The following is a 15,509-nucleotide window of genomic DNA, read 5'->3' as shown; positions in this document are numbered from 1 at the left end:
TTATCCTTGATATTGCTTGTTTAACCAAGACTGATATTCGCCACTTTGAACGTGTGCAACCCATTCAGTATTACTTAAATACCATTCAACGGTTTTACGCAGGCCCGTCTCAAACGATTCTTGCGGAACCCAGCCTAAGTCATTTTTAATTTTTGTCGCATCAATTGCATAGCGCACATCGTGACCTGGGCGATCTTTGACATAGGTAATTAAATCTTTGTACTGTGCTACACCTTCCGGCTTATTCGGTGCCAATTCTTCAAGTAATGTGCAAATCGCATGAACAACTTCGATATTGGCTTTTTCATTGTGACCGCCAATATTATAAGTTTCCCCAACCACACCTTGCGTTGCAACAGTAAAGAGTGCTCGTGCATGGTCTTCTACAAATAACCAGTCACGAATTTGCTGACCATTGTCATATACAGGGAGTGGCTTGGCTTGCAAAGCATTTAAAATCATAAGCGGAATCAATTTTTCCGGGAAATGAAATGGCCCATAGTTATTTGAACAGTTGGTCACCAACACCGGTAAACCATAAGTACGGTTCCATGCACGGACTAAATGGTCTGAGCTGGCTTTGCTTGCAGAATATGGTGAACTTGGTGAATACGATGTTGTTTCGGTAAATAGGTCGGTTGTACCTTCTAAATCACCATAGACTTCATCGGTTGAAATATGATGGAAGCGGAATGTTTCCTTTTTTGAACCATCAAGGGTTAACCAATAAGTACGGCTTGCTTCCAACATTTGGTATGTACCAATAATGTTGGTCTCAATAAAAGCATAAGGTCCTGAAATTGAACGATCTACGTGCGATTCAGCAGCAAGATGCATCACTACATCAGGTTGAAAACTTTTAAATAATTCATCTAAAGCTGTACGGTCACAAATATCGGTCTGAGAAAACTGATAACGTGGGTGATCGGCAACAGAGCTTAAAGACTCTAGATTTCCCGCATAAGTGAGCTTATCGACATTTAATACTTCATGTTCAGTATTTTGAACAATATGACGAACCACCGCCGAACCAATAAAACCTGCACCACCAGTAACCAAGAACTTCATAATAAATCATGTAACTCCATTTTCTTAGTCACGGATTTTATCACCTATTTCCTATTTAATTTAGCGTTAACCTCAGAAAGCCCTACGCAGTTTGACCATTATTACAAAAAATAAAATATAAATACTTAGCTAAACTTATTTGTCCAAAACCCGATTTAACTTCCGAGTTATTTCGCTGGTATGATCTTGCATCTCTAACTCTTGAACAACCTGAGAGATTTGATAAGAATCTGAAACAGTTAATAAATATAGCCAATGTTGCTGTGCTAAAAACTTTAATTGGTGCTTAATCTGTTCATCCTGCATGGACTGCTCATCATAAAGTACCAGCAACTTACTTCCTGACATGACCACTTCTGCCACCATCGAAGTCGAGTCCGGACTCGTTAGAATCCAGTCAGCTGCTTTAATATAATCTTTGATATCACAGTTTTGGCCTTGTGCTACCCATGTTAACTGGTCATGAGGCTGAAAAATGCCGTACTGCTCAGCAAGCTGCTGTAATTCTTTTTCAAAAGTAATCGGTGTTCTTCGTGATGTTGTCAGTAGCAATCTCGCTGTAGGATATTGCTTTCGAACCTGCTGTAAAACAGTTGCCCATTGTGCCGCTTCACCAATTTTTACTGTTTTAGTGTCAGCACCAATCAAAATTGCAATCGTTTGCTCAGCATTTTGAATACCCAAATGTTCCCGCGCCCGCTCACGTGTTAGAGGTAAAGCACTCATTTTATTCGGTGCAATTGGATAATAAAAATAATGAGGCAATACGGCTTGTTGCTCATGAATGGTAAATACCACATCAAACAAGTCAGCACGAATCCCCCGTAATGAACTTGCGACCAGATTTTTTACAGGCTGATCTTTGAGCAAATGTTGTTTGAGCAGTAGATTGGCAAGTAGAGTGTTTCCCCCTGCCGATACAATATAAGCAACCTGTTTCTGCTCTAATGCACTTAGGGTTTGGGAGTCAAGAAAATAACGTAACCACTCTGTATTTATTGAAAACTTGATCAATAACTTGAGAACACGATACAACCATTTTTTAGGTAGATTTAATTGAACCCATTCCACCTGATAATCTTGTTGTTGATTCAGTAGCTGAACTATTCCTTGTGTTTGAGTTTCATGGCCTGCTTTACCATCGGTCAACGCTAGGATGAAAGGTTTTTGTTGTGTCATCAATCCATCATCCTATGCTGAAAGCAATGATTGATAGACTTTGACCGTATTATCGATCATTTTTGTAAAAGTCAATTGTTCTTGTGCCAAGGCATAAGCCTGTTTAAAACTTGCTTCAGGGGCTACCACATCCAAATAGTTTTGAATCACTTGTTGCAATGCTTCAATATTATTTGGTTCACATAGAAACTCAACAGGAATAAACTCAGCCATCATTCCGACATCAGTTCCTAACACAGGACGTTGAAGCAATAAACTTTCAGCAAGTGTATACGGCCCCCCTTCACGCAAGGAAGACACAATCAAAGCCTCATGGTCTGTAATCAATGGGTGAATATTGTCGCTATACCCATACAAGTGAACCCGATCAGCTAATTGGTACTCTTGAATCAATTGCTCTAACTTTTCTCGTTCTTCACCATCACCAACAATAGTTAATTGGTGTGAAATGTTCCGCCAAGCAGCCAGTAAAAGATCGAAACCTTTCACTTCATTTAAACGTCCAATGGCAATAAATTTTCTATTTTTTACAAATGATTGAGCAGGCATATTCAAAGAAATACCATTATAGACCACACTGAGTTTTTCCGGCTGCCCCACAATCTGCGCGAGTCGCTTACTCACACAAATGATATGATCAAATGCTAAGTAAGAATCAATCTTTTTCTTTGCACCATGGATAGTCACCACACAAGGGAAATCAAAACCTGCAATCATGCCTTGCAACAGTTTGGCCGTTTTAGAAGCATGAGCATGTAGCACTTGTGGTTCTGTCCCCAATATTGTTTTTTTTAGCAGATACTTCGTCCACGGGTTATAACGACTGCCACTCATATCAAAAGCAACAAAGTTTACCGAACTTTCCACCTGACTTTGATATTTCTGATGTGCAATTAAAGAAACTTCATGTGCTTGTGATAAACCAGCAGCCAGCTCAAGTACATGCTTTTCTAAGCCACCTTCCTCTTCACTTGCCATCACAAGCGTAATTTTCATGATTAGCCCTCACGCGTACCAAGTTTTAAACGAAGCTTGACGGCGAATAATGAATCTTTTCCGCTGATCTTAATACGTTGTAGTTGCATAAAGTCCGGCTGTTCATCATCAATGCCTTCCATTGTGGTCACTGCATTGCTATACCCTGACTGTTTTGCCAGTTTAACATCTCGGTCTGAGTAAATACCAAATGGATAAGCAAAACTGGTTACTGGTTTTTCTATCAGTTGTTCAAGCCACTGCTTTGAATCTGATAGTTCTTTTAAACAATCCGTATCATCCAGTTTGTTTAAATTAGCATGCGTTAACGTATGTGAACCAATTTCAATCAGTTCGCTATCTGCCAGTTGCTTGACTTGAGCATCATTCAACTTAGCCTCACGCATGAGTTCACCACTATTATGATGTTCTTTTTTATAGGTTGACCAATCACGATCATGACGATCAACCACCACATATATGGTTGCCTTGGCCTGATATTTTTCTAAAATGGGATAAGCATTTTGTAAGTTGTCTAAATAACCATCATCAAAGGTAATGGCAACTGTTTTGGCTGGGTGCTTTCCCCAGTTCTCTTGCAATTCGTGCATCGTTACAAAATGGAAGCCTTGCGCTTTCATCCAGGCAACTTGCTTTTCAAACTCAGCGGGCTTGACCCGAAGCTTATTAAATTTGGCACCATTAATATGGTCTCGTACCATGTGATACATCAATACACGTGGTCGATTCCAATCCACTGCTGGCTTCCACCACGCATACTTATAGCTAAATAACACAATAAGCAAGACCAGTAAAATCAGGATATAAAACACAATGCCAAACTCATTATTTCGCTAAAAGATATGTTGCCACACGGTCTGCTTCTTTAAAAGCATAAGGTTGTGGCAACTGTACGACACAAGTATTCTGTGAAATTAGTTGTGATTCTATCATTTGATCAATCGAGTGCGTAATTCTATCGTCTTTCAACCGATCGATTGCTATGACCCCTACGCGACAACCCGCAGTAAGTGCTTCAAAAACCATAGAAACGCTATCTTCTGTTACCCATACAGCTTCTGCTTTTTGCATCTCTTCAAAAATCCAGCCTTGAGGTGTTTGCTCAACCGGAAATATTTGTAAATGCTGGGCAAAACTTTGTTGTCTTAAAATATCAATAAACTCTGCTGGGGTTCGACGTGAAGTCGTTAGAATGATTTCAGCATCCGGATTATTCTCAACAATCTTTTGCACGCTTAATAATACTTTTTCTTGGTTCCATTGATGCCGTTTTGACGAACCACCTAATGCAATTAAAATTCTAGAAGCTTGATGGCGTTTTTCATTACGAATGGGATTTAATGCCCCACGCGTAACAACCACTCGATTATTCGCAGGAATACCGTCGTGCTCTGGAATCACAGCATAATTAAACCAAACCGTCGGTAAATTTGGCTTCATTAAAATAATGGTCTTAGCCTTTTTGAAAATTTTACCGAGCAACCAGACACGAAAATGTGTATGACTTCCAACACCAAATATAAAATCGGGTGCCTGTTGAAATAGAGATTTTTTTGAAGAAAAAAGCGCTTTGATTAGAGAAAAAATAGGCAAGTCATTAATAGAAACTTCTTCAAAAGTTGCATTTGCCTGCTGTCTTTGCATCGCCTGAAACAAGCCTAAAGCTTGTGAGCGATGCCCTGCTTTACCATCAGAGACATAGACAATATGCATAAAAGCTCCCTAACCCAAAAATAAAAAGGCGAAACCAACGTTCGCCTTTTCATGTTAACGGATTAACTTATTTTACGTAAGTTAACCAGTGTTCATATTTTGGATTTTTACCTTGAACTGCATCAAAGAAAGTCTTTTGGATTTCAGTGGTAATTGGGCCACGGCAACCCGCACCGATTTGACGGTCATCGTATTCACGAATTGGTGTTACTTCAGCAGCAGTACCTGTGAAGAATGCTTCATCGGCAATATAGAATTCATCACGCGTAATACGACGCTCAACAACTTCATAACCAAGATCTTTAGCAATCGTCATCACGGTTTGGCGTGTAATACCGTCAAGTGCACCACCAGCAATATCTGGAGTGTGTAAAACGCCATCTTTAATCAAGAATACGTTTTCACCAGAACCTTGGCACACATAACCTTGTGGATCCATAAGCATTGCTTCATCGTAACCAGAATGTGCAACTTCTTGGTGAGCAAGAATTGACAACGTGTAGTTACCAGATGCTTTTGCTTTACACATGGTCACGTTTGGATGATGGTGAGTAAATGATGAAGTTTTAACGCGAATACCTTTCGCCATTGCTTCATCACCAAGATATGCACCCCATGCCCATGCTGCAACAGCGGCATGAATAGTGTTATTTGTTGCTGCAATACCAAGTTTCTCTGAACCGATCCAGATCAGTGGACGTAAATAGCAAGAAGCTAATTTATTTTCACGAACAACATCGATTTGTGCTTGTTCAAGCGCTGCTTGATCATACGGCACTTTCATTTGATAAATTTTTGCTGAATTTAACAAACGTTTTGTGTGGTCTTGAAGACGGAAAATTGCAGTACCTTTAGGAGTTTCATAAGCACGAACACCCTCAAATACGCCCATACTGTAGTGTAAAGTATGGGTTAAAACGTGAATCTTTGCATCACGCCAATCAATTAATTGTCCATCTTGCCAAATAAAACCATCACGATCAGCCAAATTCATGGAACACTCCAAATTGTTATAAAATCATTCACTATCCAACTCAACCGAGGCGGTTGGGTCTATTAATCTTTGCCATAAATTGCAAACGACCGCACGGGTACTACGCCAGTCCGCTGCGCTTACTTGCATGGATTGATTCGCAAGGGCTAAGCGGTGGCTTTCGGCACGTTCACTAAGATAGGCTCGAATTAATGCTGTGGCATCTTCACTGGATAAGCAGTCTGCTTTAGCAGCATCTTCTAATATTCTTACATTATCAGAATAATGGGCGAGATCGGGTTTCGTCCCGCTCCATGCAAGTACAGCATACTGTGCCATAAATTCGATATCTACGATACCACCTGCGTCCTGTTTTAAATGAAAAATACCATGTTTTTTTTGTTCAGAAGATGAACCTAAGTGGTCTTTCATTTTCTGACGCATTTTCAGCACTTCCTCACGAACATAAGCCTCATCTCTAGATTGAGTCAATATCTCGCGGCGAAATATTTCAAATTTTTGGCAAAGCGCTTCATCACCTGCAATAGAACGTGCACGAACTAATGCCTGATGCTCCCAAAGCCATGCACTTTTCAACTGATAATGCTCATAGGCTTTCAGGCTTGTCACCAATAAACCTGCCTCACCTGAAGGTCTTAAACGTGTATCAATTTCATAAACGCGGCCATCAAGCGTTTGAGTGGTCATTAAAGACATAAACTTTTGAGCGACACGCATGGCAAACTCAAAACCAGTTATTGACTTAGTACCATCCGTGTCGGCTTGTTCATCTAGATAGTGAATAAAGACCAGATCTAAGTCCGAACCATAGCCCAGTTCAATACCACCCACCTTGCCATAACCAATGACAGCAAAGGCTTTATAATCGAGTGAACAACGTTTTCCCTCGACATCTTTTGGGTAACCATGACGCTTTGCTACGGTCTGATAAGCTAAATTAAGAGTTGCATTAACACTGACTTCTGCAATATCTGTCAAAGCATCAGATACCTTCATAAGAGGGCTTTCAGCTAACACATCACTTGCAGCGACCGTTAACACATTACTCTTTTTAAACAGGCGAAGTACCCGCATTTGATCTTCAACCTGATCAATTTCGATACGAAGTAATTGCTGACGTAATGAGTCTTCCAAATCCTTACGTTTTGGTAATTCAAAGTCCATCGACAAGAACTCATCCAGCAATACCGGATATTGCGTTAACTCTTCACAAATCCACGGGCTCACTGTCGCCATTTTTACTAAGCGTTGTAATGCCCCTTTACTTTCAATCAGCATTACCAAATAGACGGTTCGACGCATGACTGATTCAATCAGTGGCATTAAACGTAATAATGCAGTTTGTGGTTGTTCAGACTGTAAAATGGCTTCAATTAAATGGGGCCAAAACGTTTTTAAACGCTGCACAGCATTGGAAGGAAGTTTTTTAAGTGCATGACCATGCCAGAACTCATGAATTAAATTTTTTGCATTATCATCTAATACTTCATCTAGCTGCTGCTCTAACTGTCCAAAGTTCTCGGTAGCTGCATTGGAACTTGTGTCTTCAATGAGCTGCTTAAACTGAACTTTTACTTTTTGGCGTTTCTCGTTCAGAACATCAATAAACTCATTCCAACTCGTAAAACCCAAGGTGTCTATAATGCGTTTTCGTAAATCTGTTTCTTCTGGTAATAGTTGCGTTTGCTGATCATTCAAGGCTTGAATCGCATGTTCAACACGGCGCAAAAACAGGTAAGCATCTTCAAGCTCTAGTACGGCCTGTTTTTCTAACAAGCCTGCCTCACCAATATGTTCAAGACTGACTAAACATTGACGGTCTTGCAGCTCACGTTTAGAACCGCCGTAAATAAGCTGGAACACCTGAACAATAAACTCAATTTCGCGTATACCGCCTGCCCCGAGTTTAATGTCATCTTCAATATGCCGACGTAATACTTCGCGCTCAATCATCGCTTTCATATCGCGCATGGCAGCAAAAGCGGTGTAATCGACATAACGGCGGAATACAAAAGGACGTGTCATTTCTAATAAGTCTTGCCCTTCTTTACCCCCCGTGACAACGCGTGCCTTAATCCATGCGTAACGTTCCCATTCACGGCCATGCTGACTTAAATATTTTTCTAAAGCTGCATGACTAATCGCTAATGCAGAGCCATCTCCCCAAGGCCGTAAACGCATATCTACTCGAAACACAAAACCATCTGCGGTGATATGTTCAAGTAAATAAATAAGTTTTTGTCCCCACAAAATACAGAACTGCTGTACATCAATACATTTACGACCGTTGGTTTCGCCTTGCTCATCAAAGGCAAAAATCAGGTCGATATCACTTGATAGATTTAATTCCTGTGCCCCAAGCTTACCCATGGCAACCACAATCAAATCTTGAACTTTGCCTGAATAACTTAATGGTTCGCCATGTTTAGCAACCAATGCAACACGAGCAAAAGCCTTTGCGGCACAAATACTTGCATCGGCAAAGTCTGAAAGTTCACGAGTAAGTGTAACGACATCCGTCAGTTGATTGGCATCTTGCCAGATCCAGCGAAACATTAAACGACTGCGCAGTATACGAAGCGCACGCATCCACGTTATTTCATCGCCAATTCCATCAAGCGTGGTGTCTACAAGTTGGTAAATTTGTTCTGTTGAGAGCGGTGCAGCAAATTGATCTATTTGATAATCTTGTTCTAAAACAGCCTGATGTAACCCTAAAACTTGTTCAGCATATTGGCTGGCACGCAATGTTTTTTGTAACTGCTCCGCATTCATATAAAAAAGCTCTTTTCCTCAGACTCTCTTTTTAGTTATAGCAGTTCAAGTAGTAGTAGGAAAAGGGATTAAACCAATTTTGCTTCAGATGTATTTTGTTGTTCTATATGATGTTCAGGAACTTCTTGAGCAGAGGGTAATAAAACTTTAAATGTCGTTCCCACTCCTTTTTGGGAAGTTACACTAATTTTCCCCTGATTAATCTCGACAAAACGCTTACATAAGCTCAAACCTAAACCCGCACCTTTTTCCCCAGCGGTGCCTTTAAAGCTTGCTGTAATACGCGGATGGAATAAATTTGCCATTTGCTGTTCAGTCATGCCAAGCCCTGTATCACGCACAGTGATTTCGACATTTGTACCCACCTGCTTTGCTTCAATGAACACTTTTCCAGAGCCGTCAACATCGGTAAATTTCAATGCATTTGACACCAAGTTTTGGATCACGGAAGTCATCATATTGATATCGGCATAGATTTTTAAATCTTCGGAAACCGCATTTACCAATTCAATATTTTTCTTTAAAGCTAAAGTATGCAGCACATCACAAACAATATTGCTCACTTGTCTAAGCTTAAAATTAATTGGGTGATAAACAAAGCGACCACCTTCGGCCATTGCCCATGTCAGCAAACTTTCAAGTAAGTTATAGGTCGATTGAGAAGTGTCGTATAAATAATCGGCAATGTTTTGAATACTCGACTCATCCAGTGTTTCACGTTCTTTAGCTAACACTTCGGAGAAACCTAATAAGCCATGAAACGGCGCCCGCAAGTCATGCGAAATAATAGAAAAGAACTTTGTTTTACTCGAGTTCAGTGCGACTTGCTGCTCATAGAGTTCATTTAATTCTTCATAATTAAACTTCAACTCGACTTGTTGCATAAAACTAGAACAGTAATCGAGAAGCAACTGAATTTGATCATCTTCAAAACAATTTTCATCGTCATCGAAGAAAACTGCAAATCCCATAGATGTCTGGTCAGGCTGCACCAAATGGACAGCTAAGGCACGCCCACATTCAATATTTAGCTCTTTTAAATAGTTGATTAAATTTTGATAAGAAGGATGATTGTGATGAATCACCTGTTGTTTAGCAAAACATTGTTTTAGGTGTCTTGAAGGTTTAAAGGAAATTGCAGTCATGCCATCTGGGCAATGATGCCAAAAATAAGGTTCCTGATTAAAAGTAAGCAAAGCTTTTTGACACTTCAACAGGCGAAGACTAAACCGGAAAAATTGCTCAATATAATTCTGCTCGGCATTTAATCCAAGTAATAGTGATATCTTACAAGCTGTTAACTGCTCTACCTGATGTAGTTCTAATCGCTGTGTCATGCCCGCCTCACAGATTTTGTCATTGTTGGTCGGAACCGCTCTTTTGAAGAATGTACTTATAATCATTATGATCTACTACAAACTTTAACACAGTACATTAAAAGAGCAACTTTCTTTTCGAAATAGAAATGTGAAGTTTCAATTAAAGGTTTTCAGATACATAAAGTGGGTATGCTTTAGAAAAATACAACAATTTTTTTGGAAGAAAGAGTTGTAAGTAATAAGAAATAGGAAGTCAAAATTAGCTAAAAAAGAGATAAAAATTAACTTAAATCATCTTATAAATATGAAACCTTAACTTCGACTCAAATTTTGCTTTTATCAAATGCATTTCATATTTAAATAAAGTCTTCTTAAATTGAAAAATTAAAAGACCTTTAATAGCTCTAAATTTATAAACGATTTGATCCCGACCCTCGGAACCAAAGTAAGTAGTTCACAATTTTTTAAAGTCTAGGAACTTTTTATATCCAACAAAAAACCCCTAAACCGTTAGTTTAGGGGTTTTCGTAGAATCAAAAGATTCTGAATCTTGGTCCCGAGGGTCGGACTCGAACCGACACGTCATCTCTGACAGCGGATTTTGAGTCCGCCGCGTCTACCAATTTCACCACCTCGGGAGAGGAAGTATGTTTGTGTTGCGTATATTAGCGCGTTTGCAAAACTTGTCAAACCCTAAGTGAATATTATCGTTCACTTTTAGATCATTTAAACATTTTTCATGATTTAGGCCAGAAGCACAGCCATTAAAAAGCGAAAAAGTTTATACTAGGCGCAATTTTTGCGGTGTTTTTTCTCAAATATGCAACTGTCTGACTTTTCCTTTGAACTACCCGATGAACTTATTGCCCGTTACCCACTCGAAACACGTAGTGCTTCACGTTTATTGCATTTAGATGCTAAGGGCCAATATCACGATCATATGTTCACAGATATTATTGATCTGTTCGAAGAAGGTGATTTATTGGTACTCAACGATACCAAAGTCATGAAGGCTCGACTGAAAGGAAAACGTGCCACAGGTGGGGCTATTGAAATTTTGGTTGAGCGTATGCTGAACCACACCACAGCGTATTGCCATATTAAAGCAAGTAACTCGCCTAAAGCAGGAGCTGAGCTTTTTGTCGGTGCAGACAATATTCCTGTGATTGTTCGTGGCCGTCACGAAAACTTATTTGTCGTTGAGTTTTCACAGCCAATTTTACCTGTACTTGAGCAATCTGGTCAGTTACCTATTCCGCCTTACTTCAATCGTGAAGCAGAAGAAATTGATACTGAACGCTATCAAACGGTTTTCCATAACCCAGAAAAAATTGCCAGTGTAGCTGCCCCAACAGCTAGCTTGCATTTTGACGAAGAGTTGTTAGCAAAGTTAGACCAAAAAGGCGTTAAGAAAACGTTTGTGACTCTTCACGTCGGTGCAGGTACTTTTATGCCTGTACGTACTGATGACATTACGAATCATGTCATGCACAGTGAATGGTGTGATGTTCCTCAAGAAACTATTGATTTAATTTTGGCAACTAAAGCACGCGGTAATAAAGTGATTGCTGTGGGTACAACTGCAACACGTGCTTTAGAAAGTGCAGCTCAAGCGCATGGCGGAAAAATCGCAGCATGGACTGGTGATACGCAAATCTTTATTTATCCAGGTTATGAGTTCTGCATCGTAGACCGATTAATTACTAACTTCCATTTACCTGAGTCTACCCTGCTCATGTTAGTTTCAGCATTGTCAAATAGAGAAAATATTTTGGCTGCTTACGAACATGCCGTTAAAGATCGCTATCGCTTCTTTAGTTATGGTGATGCAATGCTGATTGATAAATTAGAAGTTTAAAGATTAAAGCTGGGTTAAGTCTTATTAGTTAATTTGAGGTTTAACCCAGCATCTATAATTAAAATAAAAATAGTCTTAGTATTTCTATTTATCTCTTTCAATTTAAAAGATAATCTAGAGTTAGCAATTTATGATAATCAACTCATTACCTTCATGCCAATTGATACCGCACAACAAGCACTTCATATAAGACGTAAAAAAAATACACAGGTCTTTCGTAATATTGCCCGACTTTGGGATGCTGGACAAAAGTCACAAACAGATCAAGAACTCTTAAACGCGTTACATCCATGGCGTGAAGATCATAACCTTCGTTTTGTGAATACCCTGTCGTATTTATTAAGTATTTGCAGTATTACGACGCTATTGTTTGGATATTTTTTTCATCCTCATATTCAATATATTTGGAGTCTATTATGGGCATTTTTATCTGGTTTCCTCGCCTATTTGCTCTATGAACCGCAAAAACCTTTAACTGAAGTTATTCATTATTTAGAACAGCGTATGACTGCTTTACGTTATGGCCTAAAGTTTCAGCAGTTACCAGCTTATCTTCCAATACAAGCCCAACCCATTTTAGTCTTAAGCAAATTAAAACAACACTTTCCACTTTTTAATCGAGGCAATGAAGCGAATGAAATTACCGAGTTTGCTTCAGTAACATGGAATGACGGCATTACAGATCATCAAGTGCTGCTATTTAAATATCACTATGTAAATAATTTACCTATTCTTCAAGACCAGAACAGCGATAAACAAATAGTAAAAGAGATTCATAAAGACTTATGGGGCGCTTTTATTTTTCAAATGCCAGCTTTAGGTATTGCTGTAAGTAATCAACGTTCTCGCTTTTTTGAGCCTTACTTAAGCGAATGGCAAAGTAGCGACATTCTCATTAACCAAGAACTGAGTATTTTCGGAACCGACCAGTACCAGTTAGCTAAAGAAATGAGTCCAAGTCTAACTTTAAAATTTCATGATTTTTTTCAACATTTTAGCGGGGATTTAATTTATCATCATGAAGAGCAACTATTATGTTATCTCGGTGAGCAAGATCTTTTTCAAACCACCAGTAAACGTAGTGAAATTCATGATATTCCCGCATTACGTGGTCACTTACGTACCATGACTATGCCGCAATATGAAAAATTTCAGCAATTCATGCTTAATTTAATTAAATAAATCTCTCGTACTGCTGAACTGGCAACTTATTAAAAAAATAAGAAGTTAGAGGGCATAATGAGGGAATAACAATAAGAGGAGTAAAAATGACAGGCTTATTCATTTTCTTGGGGATTTTCGTTGTACTGATTGCTTGGGGCATCCACATTCGCAATAACATTGTGCGTTATTTCAATGCGACCAAACGCGCTTGGGCTGAGGTTGCCAATTTCGAACGCCAGAAAGTAAAAACACTTGAAGCACTAGAAACCACACTCAATCAATATACTCAGTTCGAGAAGTCAACTTTAGAACAAGTAACTGCTTTACGTCAGCAAATTCTAAGTTTGAATGTCGATCATACTGATATTGCTCAATTACAACAGATTGAAAAAATGAGTAAAGAGCTAATCCGCAGCCTAAATGTCGTGGTTGAAAACTATCCTGAACTAAAAGCAGATACGCTCTATAGCAAAATGATGGATGATATTCAGGAACAAAACGAAAATGTCGGCGCGGCAATCAGCATTTTTAACCGCAACGTCGAAGTATTTAATAATCAGATTGAAGTGTTCCCAAATAATATTATCAATACGATGACTTTATCTAAAAAAACAATTCGTCCTTTTCGAGATAATTTGGTTACTAACAAGTTTGACTATAAACCGAACTTTTAGTCGAAATAAAAAGACAATCGGTCACTCAGAAATTTGACCGATTTTATAGTCAGCTACATTTAGTAGTAGAACTACGTCGCAGAATCAAGGAAAATAGCCCTCTTTTTAGCAGCGAACTGTTTTTTCGCCCTTGCACTGCCCTACGGCATTGCTTGCTATTGTTCAGGATTTTTAAATGAAGTTTGAAAAATTAGGTCAGTCGGGTCGTGCCCGTCGTGGTCGTTTAACTTTAGAACATGGTGTTGTTGAAACCCCTGTTTTTATGCCGGTGGGGACTTACGGTACAGTCAAAGGCATGCTGCCACGTGATATTGAAGATATTCAGGCACAAATTATTTTAGGTAATACCTTCCATTTATATTTGCGTCCGGGCCTTGAAGTGATCAAGCAACACGGCGGCTTGCACGACTTTATTAAATGGAATAAGCCAATTTTGACTGACTCTGGCGGCTTCCAAGTATTTAGTCTTGGCGCTATGCGTAAAATTAAGGAAGAAGGTGTTACTTTCCGTTCTCCGATTGATGGTTCAAAAGTCTTTTTATCGCCTGAAATTTCAATGGAAATTCAGCATGTATTGAACTCTGACATTGTCATGATTTTTGATGAATGTACGCCTTATCCTGCGACACATGAAGAAGCACAAAAATCATTACAGCTTTCTTTGCGCTGGGCAAAACGCTGTAAGGCTCATCACCACGATGAACTTAAAAATAAAAATGCGTTATTTGGCATTATTCAAGGCGGCATGTATGAAGACTTACGTGATGAGTCTTTAAATGGCTTACTTGAAATCGGCTTTGACGGTTACGCAATTGGCGGTTTGTCAGTTGGTGAACCAAAAGAAGAGATGATCAAGGTTTTAGATTATCTTCCAAACAAGATGCCGCATGACAAACCACGTTACCTGATGGGTGTAGGTAAACCTGAAGATATCGTTGAAGCGGTGCGCCGTGGTGTCGATATGTTTGACTGTGTAATGCCAACACGTAATGCACGTAATGGTCATTATTTTGTCACTGATGGTCTGGTACGTATTCGTAATAGTAAATATCGTCATGACCAAGGACCACTTGACCCACACTGCGATTGCTATACCTGTAAGAACTTTACTCGTGCTTACCTGTTCCACCTTGAGAAGTGTGGAGAGATGTTGGCGTCTATGCTTGGTACCATTCATAACTTACGTTATTACCAACGTTTAACTGAAGGTATGCGTGATGCATTAGACAATGGCACTTTTGATGAATTTGTTCAGGACTTTTATGCCCGCCGCGGATTAGAAGTTCCACCATGCCCTGTCGATGAATAAGCGAGATTTGCGCTCAACCTCAAGACAAGGTAAATTGCAAAACGAATTAGGATTATGTCAGGTATCTGACTCATATTTTTTAACTTTAGGAAATTAAAATGAGCTTGTTCATTTCTACTGCACATGCAGCTCCAGCAGCAGCCCAAAGCCCTGGCCTTTTACCAAACATTTTGATGATTGTTGTATTCGTTGCAATCTTCTATTTCTTAATTTGGCGTCCTCAAGCAAAACGTGCAAAAGAACACCGTTCTTTAATCGAAAGCTTGGGTGTTGGTAGCGAAGTTGTCTTTGCTGGCGGTTTAATGGGCAAAGTAACTAAACTTGAAGGTGACTATGCGGTTGTTGAACTTAACCGTGGTGTAGAAGTAAAAATTCAGCGTGCCAGCGTAATTTCTGTATTACCAGAAGGCACTCTAAATAACCTTTAATCATAAAACAGTCGTGCTTTAGCACGGCTTTT

Annotated in this window: 13 protein-coding genes and 1 tRNA gene; 5 read left to right on the top strand and 9 right to left on the bottom strand. The window is 39.4% G+C overall.

What is annotated here, in order from left to right; translation table 11 throughout:
- The 9 genes from rfbB to MKL62_RS16815 all read right to left on the bottom strand — a co-directional run bounded on the left by rfbB (position 1) and on the right by MKL62_RS16815 (position 10,682).
- Positions 1 to 1,068 carry a dTDP-glucose 4,6-dehydratase gene (rfbB, locus tag MKL62_RS16855; RefSeq protein WP_270899795.1) on the bottom strand — a complete coding sequence of 356 codons (1,068 nt, stop codon included), beginning with the start codon at positions 1,066 to 1,068 and terminating at the stop codon, positions 1 to 3.
- 135 nt (positions 1,069 to 1,203) lie between these two features.
- Positions 1,204 to 2,247 carry an ELM1/GtrOC1 family putative glycosyltransferase gene (locus tag MKL62_RS16850; protein WP_000193718.1) on the bottom strand — a complete coding sequence of 348 codons (1,044 nt, stop codon included), beginning with the start codon at positions 2,245 to 2,247 and terminating at the stop codon, positions 1,204 to 1,206.
- Between the two features lie 12 nt (positions 2,248 to 2,259).
- Complete coding sequence (locus MKL62_RS16845) at positions 2,260 to 3,243, bottom strand: glycosyltransferase (protein WP_005127960.1); 984 nt, start codon at positions 3,241 to 3,243, stop codon at positions 2,260 to 2,262.
- Positions 3,244 to 3,245: 2 nt separating this feature from the next.
- Positions 3,246 to 4,055, bottom strand: coding sequence for a polysaccharide deacetylase family protein (locus tag MKL62_RS16840; RefSeq protein WP_000499405.1), 810 nt, complete (start codon positions 4,053 to 4,055; stop codon positions 3,246 to 3,248).
- Positions 4,056 to 4,068: 13 nt separating this feature from the next.
- Positions 4,069 to 4,956 (bottom strand): mitochondrial fission ELM1 family protein, encoded by an 888-nt coding sequence (locus MKL62_RS16835; protein ID WP_005127957.1) that lies wholly within the window; start codon positions 4,954 to 4,956, stop codon positions 4,069 to 4,071.
- A gap of 67 nt (positions 4,957 to 5,023) precedes the next feature.
- On the bottom strand, positions 5,024 to 5,950 hold the full coding sequence (locus tag MKL62_RS16830) for a branched-chain amino acid transaminase (RefSeq protein WP_001046506.1): 927 nt from the start codon (positions 5,948 to 5,950) through the stop codon (positions 5,024 to 5,026).
- A gap of 24 nt (positions 5,951 to 5,974) precedes the next feature.
- Positions 5,975 to 8,725, bottom strand: a complete 2,751-nt coding sequence (gene glnE / locus MKL62_RS16825) for a bifunctional [glutamate--ammonia ligase]-adenylyl-L-tyrosine phosphorylase/[glutamate--ammonia-ligase] adenylyltransferase (RefSeq protein WP_004737041.1) — start codon at positions 8,723 to 8,725, stop codon at positions 5,975 to 5,977.
- A 68-nt stretch (positions 8,726 to 8,793) separates the two neighbouring features.
- Positions 8,794 to 10,062 (bottom strand): sensor histidine kinase, encoded by a 1,269-nt coding sequence (locus tag MKL62_RS16820; protein ID WP_000194111.1) that lies wholly within the window; start codon positions 10,060 to 10,062, stop codon positions 8,794 to 8,796.
- A gap of 533 nt (positions 10,063 to 10,595) precedes the next feature.
- Positions 10,596 to 10,682 (bottom strand) — tRNA-Leu (locus MKL62_RS16815).
- 182 nt (positions 10,683 to 10,864) lie between these two features.
- Between MKL62_RS16815 and queA the strand changes: the two genes are divergently transcribed.
- The 5 genes from queA (at position 10,865) to yajC (ending at position 15,477) form a co-directional block, all read left to right on the top strand.
- Positions 10,865 to 11,902: a tRNA preQ1(34) S-adenosylmethionine ribosyltransferase-isomerase QueA gene (gene queA / locus MKL62_RS16810; protein ID WP_005127951.1), complete on the top strand. Its 1,038-nt coding sequence runs from the start codon at positions 10,865 to 10,867 to the stop codon at positions 11,900 to 11,902.
- A gap of 153 nt (positions 11,903 to 12,055) precedes the next feature.
- Entirely contained in the window at positions 12,056 to 13,084 is a 1,029-nt protein-coding gene (locus MKL62_RS16805; RefSeq protein ID WP_005127950.1) for a hypothetical protein, read from the top strand.
- An 86-nt stretch (positions 13,085 to 13,170) separates the two neighbouring features.
- On the top strand, positions 13,171 to 13,740 hold the full coding sequence (locus tag MKL62_RS16800; protein ID WP_002061425.1) for a LemA family protein: 570 nt from the start codon (positions 13,171 to 13,173) through the stop codon (positions 13,738 to 13,740).
- 175 nt (positions 13,741 to 13,915) lie between these two features.
- Positions 13,916 to 15,049 carry a tRNA guanosine(34) transglycosylase Tgt gene (gene tgt / locus MKL62_RS16795; RefSeq protein WP_000667229.1) on the top strand — a complete coding sequence of 378 codons (1,134 nt, stop codon included), beginning with the start codon at positions 13,916 to 13,918 and terminating at the stop codon, positions 15,047 to 15,049.
- A gap of 98 nt (positions 15,050 to 15,147) precedes the next feature.
- On the top strand, positions 15,148 to 15,477 hold the full coding sequence (gene yajC / locus MKL62_RS16790) for a preprotein translocase subunit YajC (RefSeq protein WP_000051669.1): 330 nt from the start codon (positions 15,148 to 15,150) through the stop codon (positions 15,475 to 15,477).
- Positions 15,478 to 15,509 lie beyond the last annotated feature (32 nt).

Source organism: Acinetobacter sp. AOR01_HL, assembly GCF_027855455.1.
GTDB classification, from domain to species: Bacteria; Pseudomonadota; Gammaproteobacteria; order Pseudomonadales; family Moraxellaceae; genus Acinetobacter; species Acinetobacter baumannii.
This window is presented reverse-complemented; position numbering and strand designations above follow the sequence as displayed.